14 protein-coding genes are annotated in these 14494 nt (G+C 65.0%); 6 read left to right on the plus strand and 8 right to left on the minus strand.

Translation table 11 applies throughout. The features are described 5' to 3' along the window. Positions 1 to 52 precede the first annotated feature (52 nt). Complete coding sequence (locus tag ABIC03_RS23500) at positions 53 to 832, minus strand: protein phosphatase CheZ (protein ID WP_354061449.1); 780 nt, start codon at positions 830 to 832, stop codon at positions 53 to 55. Positions 833 to 1146: 314 nt separating this feature from the next. Here ABIC03_RS23500 and ABIC03_RS23505 point away from each other — a divergent pair, with 314 nt between their 5' ends. Beyond that, positions 1147 to 1947 carry a L,D-transpeptidase gene (locus tag ABIC03_RS23505; RefSeq protein WP_354061451.1) on the plus strand — a complete coding sequence of 267 codons (801 nt, stop codon included), beginning with the start codon at positions 1147 to 1149 and terminating at the stop codon, positions 1945 to 1947. Between the two features lie 73 nt (positions 1948 to 2020). On the opposite strand, the gene ABIC03_RS23510 is transcribed toward ABIC03_RS23505, so the two are convergent. The 5 genes from ABIC03_RS23510 to ABIC03_RS23530 form a co-directional block, all read right to left on the minus strand. Continuing rightward, complete coding sequence (locus tag ABIC03_RS23510; RefSeq protein ID WP_354061453.1) at positions 2021 to 2860, minus strand: DUF2076 domain-containing protein; 840 nt, start codon at positions 2858 to 2860, stop codon at positions 2021 to 2023. Between the two features lie 136 nt (positions 2861 to 2996). Next, entirely contained in the window at positions 2997 to 3842 is an 846-nt protein-coding gene (locus tag ABIC03_RS23515) for a ChbG/HpnK family deacetylase (RefSeq protein WP_354061455.1), read from the minus strand. Then, on the minus strand, positions 3839 to 4900 hold the full coding sequence (locus tag ABIC03_RS23520; RefSeq protein ID WP_354061457.1) for a glycosyltransferase family 2 protein: 1062 nt from the start codon (positions 4898 to 4900) through the stop codon (positions 3839 to 3841). Before ABIC03_RS23520 ends, ABIC03_RS23515 begins: the two co-directional genes overlap by 4 nt. A 100-nt stretch (positions 4901 to 5000) precedes the next feature. After that, entirely contained in the window at positions 5001 to 5978 is a 978-nt protein-coding gene (gene hisG / locus ABIC03_RS23525) for an ATP phosphoribosyltransferase (RefSeq protein WP_275172391.1), read from the minus strand. A 3-nt stretch (positions 5979 to 5981) separates the two neighbouring features. Further along, complete coding sequence (locus ABIC03_RS23530) at positions 5982 to 7133, minus strand: ATP phosphoribosyltransferase regulatory subunit (RefSeq protein ID WP_354061459.1); 1152 nt, start codon at positions 7131 to 7133, stop codon at positions 5982 to 5984. A 738-nt stretch (positions 7134 to 7871) separates the two neighbouring features. Between ABIC03_RS23530 and ABIC03_RS23535 the strand changes: the two genes are divergently transcribed. Next, the gene (locus ABIC03_RS23535) at positions 7872 to 8816 is read left to right on the plus strand and encodes a helix-turn-helix domain-containing protein (protein WP_354061461.1); all 945 of its coding nucleotides are present in this window, start codon (positions 7872 to 7874) and stop codon (positions 8814 to 8816) included. A gap of 82 nt (positions 8817 to 8898) precedes the next feature. On the opposite strand, the gene ABIC03_RS23540 is transcribed toward ABIC03_RS23535, so the two are convergent. Then, positions 8899 to 9651, minus strand: a complete 753-nt coding sequence (locus ABIC03_RS23540) for a 16S rRNA (uracil(1498)-N(3))-methyltransferase (protein ID WP_354061463.1) — start codon at positions 9649 to 9651, stop codon at positions 8899 to 8901. A 210-nt stretch (positions 9652 to 9861) separates the two neighbouring features. Between ABIC03_RS23540 and ABIC03_RS23545 the strand changes: the two genes are divergently transcribed. Together ABIC03_RS23545 and ubiA are read left to right on the plus strand one after the other, a co-directional pair. Continuing rightward, positions 9862 to 10521, plus strand: coding sequence for a hypothetical protein (locus tag ABIC03_RS23545; protein WP_275172395.1), 660 nt, complete (start codon positions 9862 to 9864; stop codon positions 10519 to 10521). Further along, complete coding sequence (gene ubiA / locus ABIC03_RS23550; protein WP_354061466.1) at positions 10518 to 11450, plus strand: 4-hydroxybenzoate octaprenyltransferase; 933 nt, start codon at positions 10518 to 10520, stop codon at positions 11448 to 11450. The genes ABIC03_RS23545 and ubiA overlap by 4 nt, the downstream gene beginning before the upstream one ends. Here ubiA and ABIC03_RS23555 read toward each other — a convergent pair. Beyond that, positions 11447 to 11965: a DUF6101 family protein gene (locus ABIC03_RS23555; protein ID WP_354061468.1), complete on the minus strand. Its 519-nt coding sequence runs from the start codon at positions 11963 to 11965 to the stop codon at positions 11447 to 11449. The two genes, ubiA and ABIC03_RS23555, sit on opposite strands and share 4 nt — an antisense overlap. 264 nt (positions 11966 to 12229) lie before the next feature. Here ABIC03_RS23555 and ABIC03_RS23560 point away from each other — a divergent pair, with 264 nt between their 5' ends. After that, complete coding sequence (locus tag ABIC03_RS23560; protein ID WP_354061470.1) at positions 12230 to 13633, plus strand: TldD/PmbA family protein; 1404 nt, start codon at positions 12230 to 12232, stop codon at positions 13631 to 13633. Next, on the plus strand, positions 13620 to 14435 hold the full coding sequence (locus ABIC03_RS23565) for an inositol monophosphatase family protein (RefSeq protein ID WP_354061472.1): 816 nt from the start codon (positions 13620 to 13622) through the stop codon (positions 14433 to 14435). Before ABIC03_RS23560 ends, ABIC03_RS23565 begins: the two co-directional genes overlap by 14 nt. Positions 14436 to 14494: the final 59 nt, after the last annotated feature.

A 14494-nucleotide genomic window follows, 5' to 3' on the forward strand; every position in this document is an offset into this window, starting at 1 on the left:
AAAAAAACGCCGGCTTGCGCCGGCGTTTTGTTTTTCAGAGTGTCGCGTCCGCTCAGTCGAACAGCGCGTCGATGTCGTCCTGCGAGGCGTGGCCGACGTCGCCGGCGAGCTTCGGGCCGTTGAGAAGCTTGTCGTCGTCGCTGCGGGTGTCGACCTGCGGCACGACGTGGGACTTGATCGCGTCGACGCCGCCCCAGATTTCCATCATGGAGTTGATGTGCTGCTCGATGAACTTCATCGTGGTCATGACCTTGCTGATGCGCTGGCCGGTCAGGTCCTGGAAGTTGCAGGCTTCGAAGATCGAGATGACGCGTTCCTGGATATCGTCGGCGAGCCGCTTCTGCTGATCGGCCGATTGCACCTTGGCCATCGCGCTGGCCGCCTGGTCGATCGACTCGGCGGCTTCGAGGATCTGCTGGGTCGCCTGTTCGGTGCCGCCGACGACTGCGCCGAGCTCGCCATTGACCTTGGCCATTTCGCCGCCGTCGAAGCTCTTGCCATGCAGTGTCGCGATCTCGCGCTTGGTACGGTCGATGGCGTCGTGAATGAGGTCGAGCTCGACCTTCAGCTTCTCGCACTGCTCGATCTGCGCCCGGTAAGTATCGAGCATGGTACGGGCTTCGGAGAGCTCGTGGGCGGTGGAGGCGTCGATCGCGGCCATGGCGGCGCTGCCGGACAGGGGCGCGGCGCCCTTCGCCATCTGTGCACGGATCGCACGCAACTCGGCCATGATCTCGCTATGCATCGGCGCAGCCTCCTCAATCATTTCGGGGCTTGGCATCTCGCCGACAATAGCCTCTTCGACACGAAAACGTTTGCGGTGAATAGCCATCAAGAACTCCCCCCACCTCACTCACGCGTCTTTGTAGGCAGAAGCGATTTAACACGAAGTTCACAGCCGGAACTGTCGTGCGGTTGTGCGCGACGGCTTGCAAACGGGTGATTAACCATGCGTACGCGGCGTTCATCGAAAATAAACGCTGATCGCCAAATTGCACCGCTGCCGACGACGTGGTGAATCGAAATGGCGTTTCCGTTTACCAAACAAAACGGCTTTTGCTCTTTATTGACCACGTCGCGGGTGCGGATCAGCCATCACCTCGCCACGACGCATGTGATCTAGACGAAACAGTACAGAGTACGTCGATGTTCAAGAAAATGTCTGTCGCGCTGCTTGGCAGCGCTTGCACCTTCATTGCGGGCGCCAACTGCGCCAGCGCTTTCGACAATAGCGTGCCGAACGATCCGCCCGCGGTGCTCTACCAGCCGCAGGTGCCGCCTGCGCCGGTTCGCGTCGCCTCCAATTCAAACATGGGCGGCGGCTTCATCGAGTTCATATTTGGCGACGGGCCCGGTCGCGGTCCGGCCTACGCGCCGCAGCAGCCGATGTATCAGCAGCAGCCTGGATATTATGACCAGCGCCGCCTGCCGCCGATGGGCGAGCCGCAGATGCAGGGCGCAGGTCTCCAGCAGGAGGCGGTCGATCCGCGGCAGCGTCAGTTCGACCCGAGATTCGAGAAACAACTCGTTGACTATAGCGGCAACGAAAGCGCAGGCACGATCGTGGTCGATACGCCGAACAAATTCCTCTACCTCGTCGAGGGCAACGGCCGGGCGATGCGCTACGGCATCGGCGTCGGGCGTCCCGGCTTCACCTGGTCCGGCGTGAAGTCGATCACGGCCAAGCGCGAATGGCCGGCCTGGACCCCGCCGGCGGAAATGATCGCGCGCCGCCCCGACCTGCCCAGGCACATGGAAGGCGGCCCGGAAAATCCGCTCGGCGCGCGCGCGATGTATCTCGGTTCGACGCTCTACCGTATCCACGGCTCCAACGAGCCCTGGACCATCGGCACCAACGTCTCCTCGGGCTGCATCCGCATGCGCAACGAAGACGTCATCGACCTCTATGGCCGCGTCAACGTCGGCACCAAGGTCGTGGTGATGTAGGCGCATATTGCTCGGAATCAAAAACGGCCGCCTCATCGGCGGCCGTTCTCGTTTGGAGCAAGGATAAATAGCGTCAGGCGTAATCGCTGCCGCCATCGTCGCCGCCGCCGAAATCGCTGTCATCGGCGAGGTCGACATTGTCGTCATTGTCGTTCTGATCGTTGTAATTCTCGTCGTCGTTCGAAGCGTGGTCGGCGAAGCCTTGGCGGGACGCATCGCCGCGGTCGCGGTTCGAGCCGATGTCGTCGAGGCCGGCATCGCGCGCGAGTGAGCCGCCGGACTGATCGCTGCCGCTCCAGGGACTTCCACCAGCGCTGCGGTCGCCCAGGGCATTGGTGTCGCCGAAGGCCTGCTGATGCGATCCGCCCATCATCCCGCGAATGCTGGACAGCAGCAGCGAGCCGCCGACGACGCCGGCCGCGGCTGCCGCCGCCGTGCCGAGGAACGAGCCGCCGCCACCGCCGACCGGCGGCGCGCCATAGCCTTGCCCTGGACCCTGATTTGGTCCTTGACCGTAAGCCTGCCCATAAGGCGGCTGGCCGTAACCGGGCTGGGGCTGCTGCATCGCCTGGCCGCTGTTCCACACCGGCCGCGAGTCACGCGGCGGCACGTTCGGAACCGAGCCGCGCGACGGACCCCCGCCGAATAGCGTGTCGCGCATGGTGTCCAGGAAACCGCCGGACTGCGCCTGCTCGGGCGCCTGCCCCGCCTCCAGCTCCTGGATGCGATTGTGAGCACGCTTCAGCGCCTCGTCCTGCAGCAGCACGGTCTGCACCAGCGCATAGATCGCCCCGGGCGCCTTGCGCAGGCCGTCGGAGATCGCGGCGATCGCGTCGGGATCGCGCGGTGCATTTTCCAGTTTCGAAAGCCGGTCGAAAAGCTCGTCGACGAGTTGGCGTTCCTGCGGCGTCATGGTCAGTCTCCCTTGCGCAAAACAAGCGCGAGGCAGATGTAGGGTTCCATTGTGGCCCCAACAGTGCCGGCAGGATTAAATTTCGGTATGCGACAAGCTGCCTCGCGGGCTGCTTTCTCGCAAACTTTCACCGGTTTCACCCCAGCGTGACGCCGCTGTCCGTCAGCAGGCGCGCGAAGGCATCGCCGGCGAGATAGGCGTGCTCGCGCTCGCGGACAGCGGTCATCGGGTCGAGACCGGTGAGGATGTCGTCGACGAAGCCGGGATGACACATGATGAGGCCGCCATCCGGCAGGCCTTCGAGGAATTGCCGCATCAGCGCGCCGAAATCGGCGGCTTGCGTGAAATCATAGGCGCCGGCGAAGCCGGGATTGAAGCTCAGGCCCGCGCGGCCGGCACGGCGGCGGAATTGGGCGCTGAGGATATCGAGCACCATGGCTTTCGGTGAGGCCAGCCGCTGCATCAGCGGCAGGTCGCGGCCGCCCTGGCGCACCCAGGCTTTTGGCGCGGCTTCGGCAACTGCATCGACAAAGCCGTCGCGCACCTGCGGGTAGAGCTGCACATGCTGATGGCCGTCGACGAAGTCAGGCGCGCGCCCGAACGCTTTCGCGAAGGCTGCCAGCTGCGCCTTGACCTCGTTGCGAAAGAACTCGCGGTCGAGCCTTCGCGCAAGACCCGCGCGCAGCAGCTTCGGAAACGGGAGAAACATGTCGCCGTCGAGCGGGCGGAAATGCATGGTGAGCGGCCGGAACGGTGCCGACAATGTCACGTGCAATCCGATCGCGCAGCGCGGGCTCGCTTGCGCCGCCGCCTGGAGCGCCTCGATCTCGCTGCGCTCGACCGCAGGTCCCACCATCATCACCGAGGTGGCGTTGAGACGGCAGCGTCCGATCAGGTCGCGGATGGCGCGATTGACGCCCGGGCTGATGCCGTAATCGTCGGCGCAGAGCCAGATCCGCCGCAGCGGCGCGGCCGCGCTCATTCGGCCGCCGTCCTGTTCGAGGTGTCCTGGCTTGAAGCGTCCTGGGCCTTCTCGGTCTCGAAATGCTTTTCACTGTGCTCGGCGACGAAGTAGATCGGGCGCGCCTTCAGCTCGGAGAGGATCTTGCCGATATATTCGCCGACGATGCCGATCATGATGAGCTGCACGCCGCCGATCGTCATCAGGCCGATCACGAGTGAGGGATAGCCGGGCACCTGCTTGCCGGTGGTCAAGACCTCCCAGAGGATCGACAGACCGAACAGGAACGCTCCGCCGGCGAGGATCACGCCGAGCAGGCTGGCGAAGCGCAGCGGCGCCACCGAGAACGAGGTCACGCCTTCGATCGAAAGACCAAGCAGACGCGCGGCGCTGAAGGTTGTCACGCCATGGGTGCGCGGCGCGGGTTCGTAATCGACGCGGATCTGGCGGAAGCCGATCCAGCTCGCGAGGCCCTTGAAGAAGCGGTTGCGCTCCGGCAGCTGCCTCAGTGCTGCGACCGCGCGGGGCGACAGCAGGCGGAAATCGCCGGCGTCTTCTGGAATCTTCTGGCGCGCGCCCCAATTGATCAGCGCATAGAAGCCGCGTCCGGCGAGCCGCCGCAGGAACGGCTCGTTGTCGCGATGCGCCTTGGCAGTATAGACTACGTCGTAGCCGTCCTCGATCCAGTGCCGCACCAGTCGCTCGACCAGCGACGGCGGATGCTGGCCGTCGCCGTCCATGAACAGCACCGCGCCGAGCCGGGCATGGTCGAGGCCGGCCATCAGCGCGGCCTCCTTGCCGAAATTCCGCGACAACGACACCACCTGGACGTCGACCGCGTCGGCCGGCAGCGAGCGGGCGATCGACAGCGTCGCGTCCGCGCTGCCGTCGTCGACATAGACGACCTCGCAAGCCAAGCGATAGCGCTCCCGCAAGGTCTTTGCGAGATCGCAGATGCGCTGGTGCAAGGCGGCGAGGCCCGCCGCTTCGTTGTAGACGGGGACGACAATCGACAGTCCCTTCGCGGCGGCGCTTGCCGCGGTGGTCGTCATGCCGGAAACGTCAGAGCCCAACGTCATCGATCAAGGTTCCAGAGGCGTTCAAGGTCATCTCAACAGCATATGGTAGCTGCCGTTTGCTGTCGCTACGCTGAACGGAATTGCTCAACAAACTTTGGGCTCACTGCCGCAGGAACGCCTCGAGCCTGGCGAACAGCGGGTTGTCCCGGTCGAACACGTAATCCAGCGAAACCACCGAGACGGTCTCGGCGCCATGCCCGCGCAGGAAGCTCGCGAGTGCATAGAGCTGGCCCGGCGGGCAGTGCAGCGTGAGCATGCCCGAGGAGGTTGGCCCGCCGAACGGGGCTTCGACGCCGAAGCGCTCGTGGGCCTCGGTGAGCATGGCCGCGTCGCACTGGCGGAAGCGGGTGCGGACCTCGCGGTATTTGTTGGCCCGCGCCCGCGCCGCGATGTGATCGAGGATGATTCGCGCGGTCTCCCGCGCCTGCGGCGACCAATCGGCGTCCCTCGAGGCCACCAGATTGGCCTGGCTACGCAGGATCACGCCGTCGTCGAGCACCCGCAATCCGTTGGCGGCGAGGGTCGCCCCGGTCGTGGTGATGTCGACGATCAACTCGGCGCTGCCGGCGGCCGGCGCGCCTTCGGTTGCGCCCGTGCTTTCGACGATGCGGTAATCGGTGATGCCTTGATTCTGGAAGAAGGCGCGGGTGAGGTTGATGAACTTGGTCGCGACCCGCATCCGCATGTGATGCTGCTCGCGGAAGCCGGTGGTGACGTCGTCGAGGTCGGCCATGGTGCGGACGTCGATCCACGCCTGCGGCACCGCGACGACGACGTCGGCATAGCCGAAGCCGAGGCCTTCGATCAGGGAGACGCGCTTGTCGGCGTCCGCGATAGTCTCGCGCACCAGATCCTCGCCCGTGACGCCGAGATGCGCCGAGCCGCGGGACAGTTGCGAGGCGATCTCGCTTGCCGAGAGATAGGCCACCTCGACATTGTCGAGGCCTGCGAGCGTGCCGCGATAGTCGCGGGCGCCGCCCGCCTTCGACAGCTTCAGCCCGGCGCGGGCGAAGAAGGCCTCGGTGTTTTCCTGAAGGCGGCCCTTGGAAGGAACGGCCAGAACGAATGGCGCGCTCATGACTTAAGCTCCCACCTTGCGGCCGATCCGGGTCAGCGCATCCACCCAGACCGAGAAACCGACCGCGGGGATCGGCTCGGCCGATCCAAGCTGGGTCATCAGTCCGTCATAGCGGCCCCCGGCAACCAGCGGCTCGGCGCCGTTGCCGCGGTGATGCAGCTCGAATTCGAAGCCGGTGTAGTAGTCGAGCCCGCGTCCGAACGCGGTCGAAAAGCGCGTCCCCTTTACATCGATGCCGCGCGCGGCCATGAAGCCGACCCGGCTTTCGAACTGGTCGATCGCAGCACTGAGGTCGAGCTTTGCATCATCGGTGAGCGCGCGCAGCTCGGCGACGGCGTCATCGGGATTACCCGATATCGACAGGAAACGCTTGAGCACGGCGATGGCCTCGCGCGGCAGCGCGCCGCCCTTCAACGTCGATTGCTCGAGGAAGCGGTCGGCAATCTCGGCCGTGGTGCGGCCGCCGACATTGGTGGTGCCGGCGATCGACATCAGATCGGTGACGAAAGCGAGTGCCGCCTTGCGGTCGGAGCCGGCGAGCGCCGCGAGCACGCCCTCATATTCGCTCCGGGTCGCGGTGGTCGCGGCCGCCAGCCGCCCCAGATCCTGCTCCAGGCTGATCTTGCGGTTGAAATCCTTGACCAGGCGGCGGCGCCAGACCGGATAGAGGTCGAGCGCGTCGAGCAGCGCGTTGAACAGCGCCACGTCGCCGGTACGGATCTCGACGTCGCGGACGCCGAAGGCGGCGGTCGCCTCCAGCGCCAGCGCCAGCATCTCGGCATCGGCCGCGGCGCGGTCCTGGCGGCCGAACGATTCGATGCCGGCCTGCAGGAATTCGCTGCTCTGGCCGTTGCGGTAGCGAAACACCGGGCCGAGATAACTGAACCCGGCCGGCTGGCCAGCACGGCCAGAGCTGAGGTAATCGCGGGCCACCGGAATGGTCAGGTCCGGCCGCAGGCAGAGCTCCTCGCCGGAGAGGTCCGTGGTCAGGTACAGGCTCTTGCGGATGTCCTCGCCGGAGAGGTCCAGGAACGGTTCGGCCGGTTGCAGGATCGCGGGCTCGGCCCTGACATAGCCGGCCTGCGCGAACGACAGCAGCAGCGTATCCGCCCAGGCGGCGGAGCCGGCAGCATTTGAGGTAGCAGTCGCGGTCATCTCGGGGTCCATCGTCCCGGAAGAACCGGGAAGGGCAAGCAAGGGGAACGAATTGCCGCAGGCCTTAGCATGGCCCGAAAGCGGTTTCGACCTCCAAAGGATCAATCGCTTAACAGCGTCGGAGCGACGCGCCGTCATCAGAGGAGCGAAGCTTAAATCAGGTCTCGCGCCAATTCAGGTAATATAGCACCTATTCATCCCACTGCGTCGACCCAGATGGTAGGGAGGCCTCACCCTCATTCATTTCGGGGCAGGGACGTCTCTGGGGCGCTTCCAAGATGAATGGGTCGCCTGGGGCGGAAAGCTCGGCCGCCTCGATCGCAACTTCATCCGCGAGCTGCTCGGCCCGCTTCAGAATGCTCCACCGGTCACATACTCAATTTGGGTAGGGGGACGATCCGTTCGCGGAACCTTCGTTTACAATGCGAAAGTTGGTTTCCGATTCATAGCGATGCAACAGACGATATACGGTCGGTCTCGTGACACGCGCTGGCCGCTGATTTCGATCTGCGAGATGTTCCGGCACTATGACGAATTCGATCCACTCGACCTTCTGATCGTTCATGCCATTCTCAATGCCGCGCGACCTGCGGCGCGCCGGCGTCAACGGGCCGGATGATTTGCGTGGCGCTAGACTCGCCGTTTCCAAGAAGAAGGCCAGGTAAGCAGCAGAACATGGATCAAAGCCGTCTAGTCCCTGCTCGCGAGGGAATGCAAAAGAGAGCGGCGGATCGCTTGATGTCGTTCCAGGATCTCAAGCCGTCCTCGGCGCTCGAGCTCAATTCGTATGACATCGATCATTTCGGCGAGACCGAGAAATACGCCGGCGCATCGAGCATGCCGTTGTCGGCCGGGGCTACCGCGATCATGCGTGCCCGGCTCACCTTGCCGACCCTGACCCTGTCGCTGTTGAAAACCTTCCCCCGGATCATTCGAGGCTATCAGTTCACCAATGCTGCCGCAGTGGCGGTACCGATGGATCACGTGACCTCTGCCCGCATCAACGGGCAATCGATGGGCGGTTCTGTCCTCGTATTGAAAGGTGATTCAGATTGCCTGGTGCATGAGCCGGAGGGGCGTCTGCTGGCAGTGGTCTACTTCAGTCCATCCGGGCGGGAGCCATTGCCTGAATTAGGCGATGGATGCCATTTGCTGAATCCGGCGCCGGACGTGCTTGCCTCGCTACGCCGTCTGATCTCGATATCGCTTGAAACCGCAGCAAATGACCCAGACTTCTTGAACGAGCCGGCTTCGCAAACGATTGTCGAACAGTCACTGCTCAGCACGATGGATGCGGCGATCTGGTCCAGCGTCGCAAGCGGACCTGTGTCATCCACCACCGAGCATTATCGGCGGATCGTAGCCGATATGGAGAAACTGATTCGGCGCGATCTGATGATCTGGCACAAGACGACCGAACTGGCGGAGCAGGCGGGCGTGTCGGTCCGGACTCTCCAGAGTGCGACACGGTCCATCTGCGGCATGAGCCCACATCGCTATAGCCGGGTCTTGCGCCTCTGGTCGGTGCGCAAGCAACTGCGCACCGGCCGAGCGGGCCGGAGTGTGAAGTCCTGTGCGCTTGCGCATGGCTTCTGGCATCTCAGCGAGTTCGCAGCGAGCTATAGAGAGGCTTTCGGAGAGTTGCCTTCCGAGACTCTGAACCGATCGCTACGAGGCGAATAGCACGACGCGGTCGCTCTCTACCTGGTTCGGTGGCCTTGGGCTGCTCAGATGATCGGCAGCCGGAAGGCCAACCAATGCTTGCCTAGCCGCGTTCGCCACCCCAGTCGCCCAGTACCGCCTGCACCATCGCCAGCGCGGCCACCGCGGCCGTGTCGGCCCGCATGATCCGGGGTCCCAGCGCCAGCCGCAGGATTTTCGGCTGCCGCAGCAGCAGCGCCCGCTCTTCCTCGGCAAAGCCGCCTTCGGGGCCGATCAGCACGTCGATGCCCTCCGCCGCGCCTGCGCCTTGCAGGCTCTGAATGGGGTTTTCGAGCTCCGCCGCCTCGTCGCAGAAGATCAGCAGCCTGCCGGCGGCGCGCTGGCTGAGGAAGCGCTCCAGCGGCACCGGCTCGGCAACGGTGGCGATGCTGAGAATGCCGCATTGCTCGGCCGCCTCGACGACATTGGCGCGCATCCGCTCGGTATTGACGCGGGAAGCCTGGGTAAATCGTGTCAGCACCGGCTGAAGCGAGGCAGCGCCCATCTCTATGGCCTTCTGCACCATGTAGTCGAGCCGGGCATGCTTGAGCGGGGCGAAGACGTAGGCGAGATCGGGCAGCCGGTCCTGCGGCCGGGTCTGCTGGAGGATGACGAGGCCATCCGGCCGCTTGCGGCCTTCAATGGCGGCCTGCCACTCGCCGTCGCGGCCGTTGAACGCCAAAACCTCGGCCCCGGCGGCAAGCCGCAGCACATTGCCGAGATAATTGCTCTGGTCGCGGTCGAGCTCGACCCTGCCGTCCTGGGCAAGGGGGGCATCGACGAACAGGCGGGGGCCGCGGAAATCGTGGGAAGGCATCGTTCAAGGGTCCGATTTGCCGCCGTTCTTAACCGAAAGCAGTACTTTCGGGGTAAATTTTGCCAAATTGGTGCGTCGGCGCGCCGCGCTCTTGCCCTATTCAACGGGTTGTTAAGCGCCGGCGGGAATCGTAAAATCGCGAGCACGCTGGTTGCGCTTCAATTGGGAAGACGCCGAACCCCGCAAGCTCCTGCCGGAGAGACTGCCTTGATGATCCGTCATTTGATGGTTCCGATCACTGCCGCCATGGTCACGATGGGCGCCGTGTGTGCCTATGCGCAGGGTTTCCCCGCGCCGCTGCCGGGCCAGGCCCCAACGAGTTCCGCCTTCCCGCCCGTGAATGGCTCGGCGCCCGTCGCCTCCGTCGGCGGCGCGCCGCAATCGTCCTTTCCCGTGAACGGCGCCGCACCCGTCGGTGGCGCCGGCGCCTTCAGCGCGGCCCCGCCGACGCAAGCCGGTCCCGGCGAGGACTGCATGAAGGCCTTCATGCCTCTGCGCGAGGATGCCGAAAAGCGCGGCAAGCTGATCAAGGCCGCGAGCGACCGTCACGCCCCGCCTGACGAGGCCTGCAAGCTGATCCGCAACTTCAGCCAGGCTGAGACCAAGATGATCAAGTACATCGAGGCCAACGCCTCGAAGTGCGGGATTCCGGCGCAAATCGGCGCGCAGATGAAGGACGGCCACAAGAACACCGAGGCGATGGCGGCGAAGGTCTGCAATGTTGCGCAGCAGATGCAGAACCAGCCACGCGGTCCGGCCGGTCCGTCGCTGAGCGAAGTGCTGGGTTCGGGCTCGGCGCCCGAGGCCAATGCGGGCAAGAAGGGCGGCAGCACCTTCGACACACTCAACGGCAACGTCCTGACCCGATGAGCGACACATCCGCCCGAGTTGCCGATTCCACCGGCAACTGGGTCGATACGCGCGCACCGCAATGGGCGCGGCCTTATCTGCGCTTGTCCCGCTTCGATCGTCCGATCGGCTCTTGGCTCCTGTTGATGCCGTGCTGGTGGTCGGCGGCGCTCGCCGCCGGCATGGCGCATGACGTCCGCGGCCTGCCGCTCACCATCGTCCTGTTCTTCGTCGGCGCCTTCGTGATGCGGGGAGCAGGCTGTACCTGGAACGACATCACCGACCGTGACCTCGACGACAAGGTCGAGCGCACCCGTTCACGGCCGCTGCCGTCGGGCCAGGTGAGCGCGAAGCAGGCGCTGGCCTTCATGGTCGCGCAAGCGCTGATCGGGCTCGTGGTGTTGCTGCAGTTCAACCGTTTCGCGATCCTGACGGGCATTGCCTCGCTGCTGATCGTCGCGATCTACCCGTTCATGAAGCGCATCACCTGGTGGCCGCAGACCGTGCTCGGGCTCGCGTTCTCCTGGGGCGCCTTGATGGGATTTGCCGTCACCTTCGGGCGGATCGACGTCACCGCGCTCGTGCTCTATGCCGGCGCGATTTCCTGGGTGATCGGCTACGACACGATCTACGCGCATCAGGACGCCGAGGACGATGCGCTGATCGGCATCAAGTCCACCGCGCGCCTGTTCGGCGCGCATACGCACCAGGCGCTGATCTTGTTCTACGGCCTTGCGGTGCTGCTGATCGGCGTGGCGCTGGCGTCGGGCGATGCGCGCTGGCCGGCCTGGCTCGGACTTGTGGCTTTCGCCGTGCATCTGGCCTCGCAGATCGCGCGGCTGAATATCAGCGACGGCGATCTCTGCAAGCGCCTGTTCTATTCGAACCGCGACGCGGGGCTGTTGTTGTTTGCGGGATTATTGGCCGACGCGGTGATGCGGGCGGCTTAAGTCCGCGCGATGATCTCGCGCTCATCGCGATGCACCGACAGCTCCCGTGCGACACCGGTGCGGCGGCGCATCAAAAATTTCGGACGGCGGTCGCGGATCGCGTTGGCGCGGCGACGGCGCGGCGCGGGTTTGCGCGCGCCTTCGTCGAGCTGCGGAAGTGCGAACAGCTCGCTCCAGATCGCCCAGGCCTCAACGAGTTCGTTGCCATCCGCGCTGACCAGCAGCGGAATGGAGAGCGAGGGATCGCGATGCACGAGGACGAGGGTCTGGGCCTCGTCCTTGCCGCGCAGCGCGACGCCGATGAAGTCGCTGACGCGGACGTTGATCGCCATCCGCATGCCGCGGACGGCACGGTGCAGCACGACGCGTTCTCGATGAAGCTCGATCTGCCGGACATAACCGTCGGCGCGCGGATCATGCGCATCGAAGCGAACCGGAAGGGAAAGGGGGTCGAGCCGCAGGGAGCGGCTCGACCCGGCGGGAGCGATCCCGCTTGTTGCTGTTTGACGCCTCACGGCTTTAGTTCTCCCCGCCGGGATTATGTTCCCGGTCGATGCGAGGACCTTAGCGCGCGGCTTTCCGAAACCGCTTAAAAAGGCTGGTTAATCCAACCTCACCGCCGCGCATGATTGACAAGACCTTGGCGCGCATGATTGACGAGACGTTGCGCGCAAGGTGCGAATCTGAGCTTTTGGTGGGCTGAAAATGCTTGAAGTCCGCGCGATCAGGGCACATCTGTGGGTTCCGGTCCCGCAGCCCGCCCCAACAGGATTTCGTTTGTGAACCCTTCACCAAGCTCGACGCTTTCGCCCAAGGATTCGTCCACAGCCAGCCGCGACCTGTTCGACCAGTCTGCGCTCTCCGATCTCGCGCAGCGGCTGGTCGAGGCGGCCAGGCGCGCCGGCGCGGATGCGGCCGATGCGGTCGCCGTGCGTGGCGTCTCGCAAGGCGTCGAGGTCCGCGACGGCAGGGTCGAGGAATCCGAACGTTCCGAGGGCGACGATGTCGGCTTGCGCGTGCTGGTCGGCCGGCGTCAGGCGGTGGTCTCGACCAACGACGCGAGCGGCGATGCCGTGACCAAGCTTGCCGAGCGAGCGGTTGCGATGGCGCGCGTCGCGCCCGACGACAAATATGTCGGCCTGGCCGATCCCGCACTGCTCGCGCGCGACTTCCCCGATCTCGATCTGCTCGATCCTGACGTGCCCGCGACCTCGGAGCTTGAGCGCCGTGCGCTAGAAGCCGAGGCTGCGGCGCTCGCTGTGAAGGGCGTGACCAAATCCGGGGGCGCCTCGGCCTCCGCGGGCATGGGCGGCATGGTGCTCGTCACCAGCACCGGCTTCCACGGCTCTTATCTGCGTTCCAGCCAGGGCATCTCCGCCACCGCCATTGTCGGCGACGGCACCGGCATGGAGCGCGACTACGACTTCACCTCGGCGCCGCATGGTGCGGACCTCTTGTCGCCGGAGATCGTCGGCCGTTCCGCGGGCGAGCGCACCGTGGCGCGCTTCAATCCGCGCAAGGTCGAGACCTGCAAGGTGCCTGTGGTGTTCGATCCGCGCGTCGCGGGCTCGCTGGTCGGTCACGTCGTCGGCGCCATCAACGGCGCTTCGATCGCGCGCAAGACCAGCTTCCTGAAGGACAAGCTCGGCCAGCAGCTGTTCGCCAAGAACATCCGCATCATCGACGATCCCCTGCGCAAACGCGGCCTGCGCTCGCAGACGTTCGACGCCGAAGGCGTTGCCGTGAAGAAGATCGCGCTGATCGACGAAGGCGTGCTGACGACCTGGCTGCTCGATTGCGCCACCGCGCGTGAGCTTGGTCTCACCACCACCGGCCACGCCCATCGCGGCGTCTCCTCCTCGCCGTCGCCCGGGCCGTACAATCTGCATCTTGAACCCGGCACGCCTACGCCGGCCGAGCTGATCTCCGACATCAAGCAGGGTTTCTACGTCACTGATTTGATCGGCTCGGGCGTCAACGGCGTGACCGGCGACTACAGCCGCGGCGCCTCCGGCTTCTGGATCGAGAACGGCGAACTCACTTATCCCGTGAGCGAGGTGACGATCGCCGGTCATCTGTTCGAGATCTTCAAGTCGATGCAGCCGGCGAACAATCTCGAGTTCCGCTACGGCGTCAATGCGCCGACGGTGCGCATCGAGGGTTTGACGCTTGGCGGACGTTGACGCGAACGCAAGTGAAGGCATCCAGGCGCGCGACGCGGCGCTGCTGCAAGACACGGTGCAGGAGGCGGGCGCACTCGCGCGGTCGATGTTCCGCACCGAGCTGAAGAAGTGGACCAAGGGCGCGTCCTCGCCGGTTTCGGAAGCCGACATTGCCGTCAACGATCTCCTGGAATCGCGCCTGCGTGCGGCGACGCCCGACTATGGCTGGCTGTCGGAGGAGAGCGCCGACGACGAGGTGCGGCTGTCGCGGCGGCTGACCTGGATCGTCGATCCCATCGACGGCACCCGCAACTACCTCAATGGCCATGACGAATGGTGCGTCAGCGTCGCGCTGGTCGAGGATGCCTCGCCCGTGCTCGCCGCGGTGTTCGCGCCGACGAGCGATGAGTTCTTCTTCGCCGCCCGCGGCCAGGGCACGACCCTCAACGACGTGCCGGTGCGGGCGACGGCGGGATCCGAGCTCGACTTCTCGCGTGTCGCGGGTCCGAAGCCCCTGGTCGAGCGCCTTAAGCCGTCACTGGGCGAGATCAAGCTGCATCCGCGAATCGGTTCGCTCGCGCTGCGTCTGTGCCGGGTCGCCCATGGCGCGCTGGATGCGGCTTTTGCGGGCGGTAACAGTCATGATTGGGACCTTGCGGCGGCCGATTTGATCGTGCAGGAAGCGGATGGTAGAATGAGCGATCTCTCCGGAGATCCCATCCTCTATAACCGCCGGCAAGTCACGCATGGGGTGCTGGTGGCAGCGGGTCGCGATCGTCATGCGAGCATTGTCTCGCATTTTCGAAACCGCCCCTTGCCGTGATGCGCTTTCTCGTGCTTGTCGAACACTGCTTTGCCGGGCAGCCCGTTAGGAACAGAACC

The sequence above is a fragment of the Bradyrhizobium sp. RT6a genome (genome assembly GCF_040547675.1).
Taxonomy (GTDB): Bacteria; Pseudomonadota; Alphaproteobacteria; order Rhizobiales; family Xanthobacteraceae; genus Bradyrhizobium.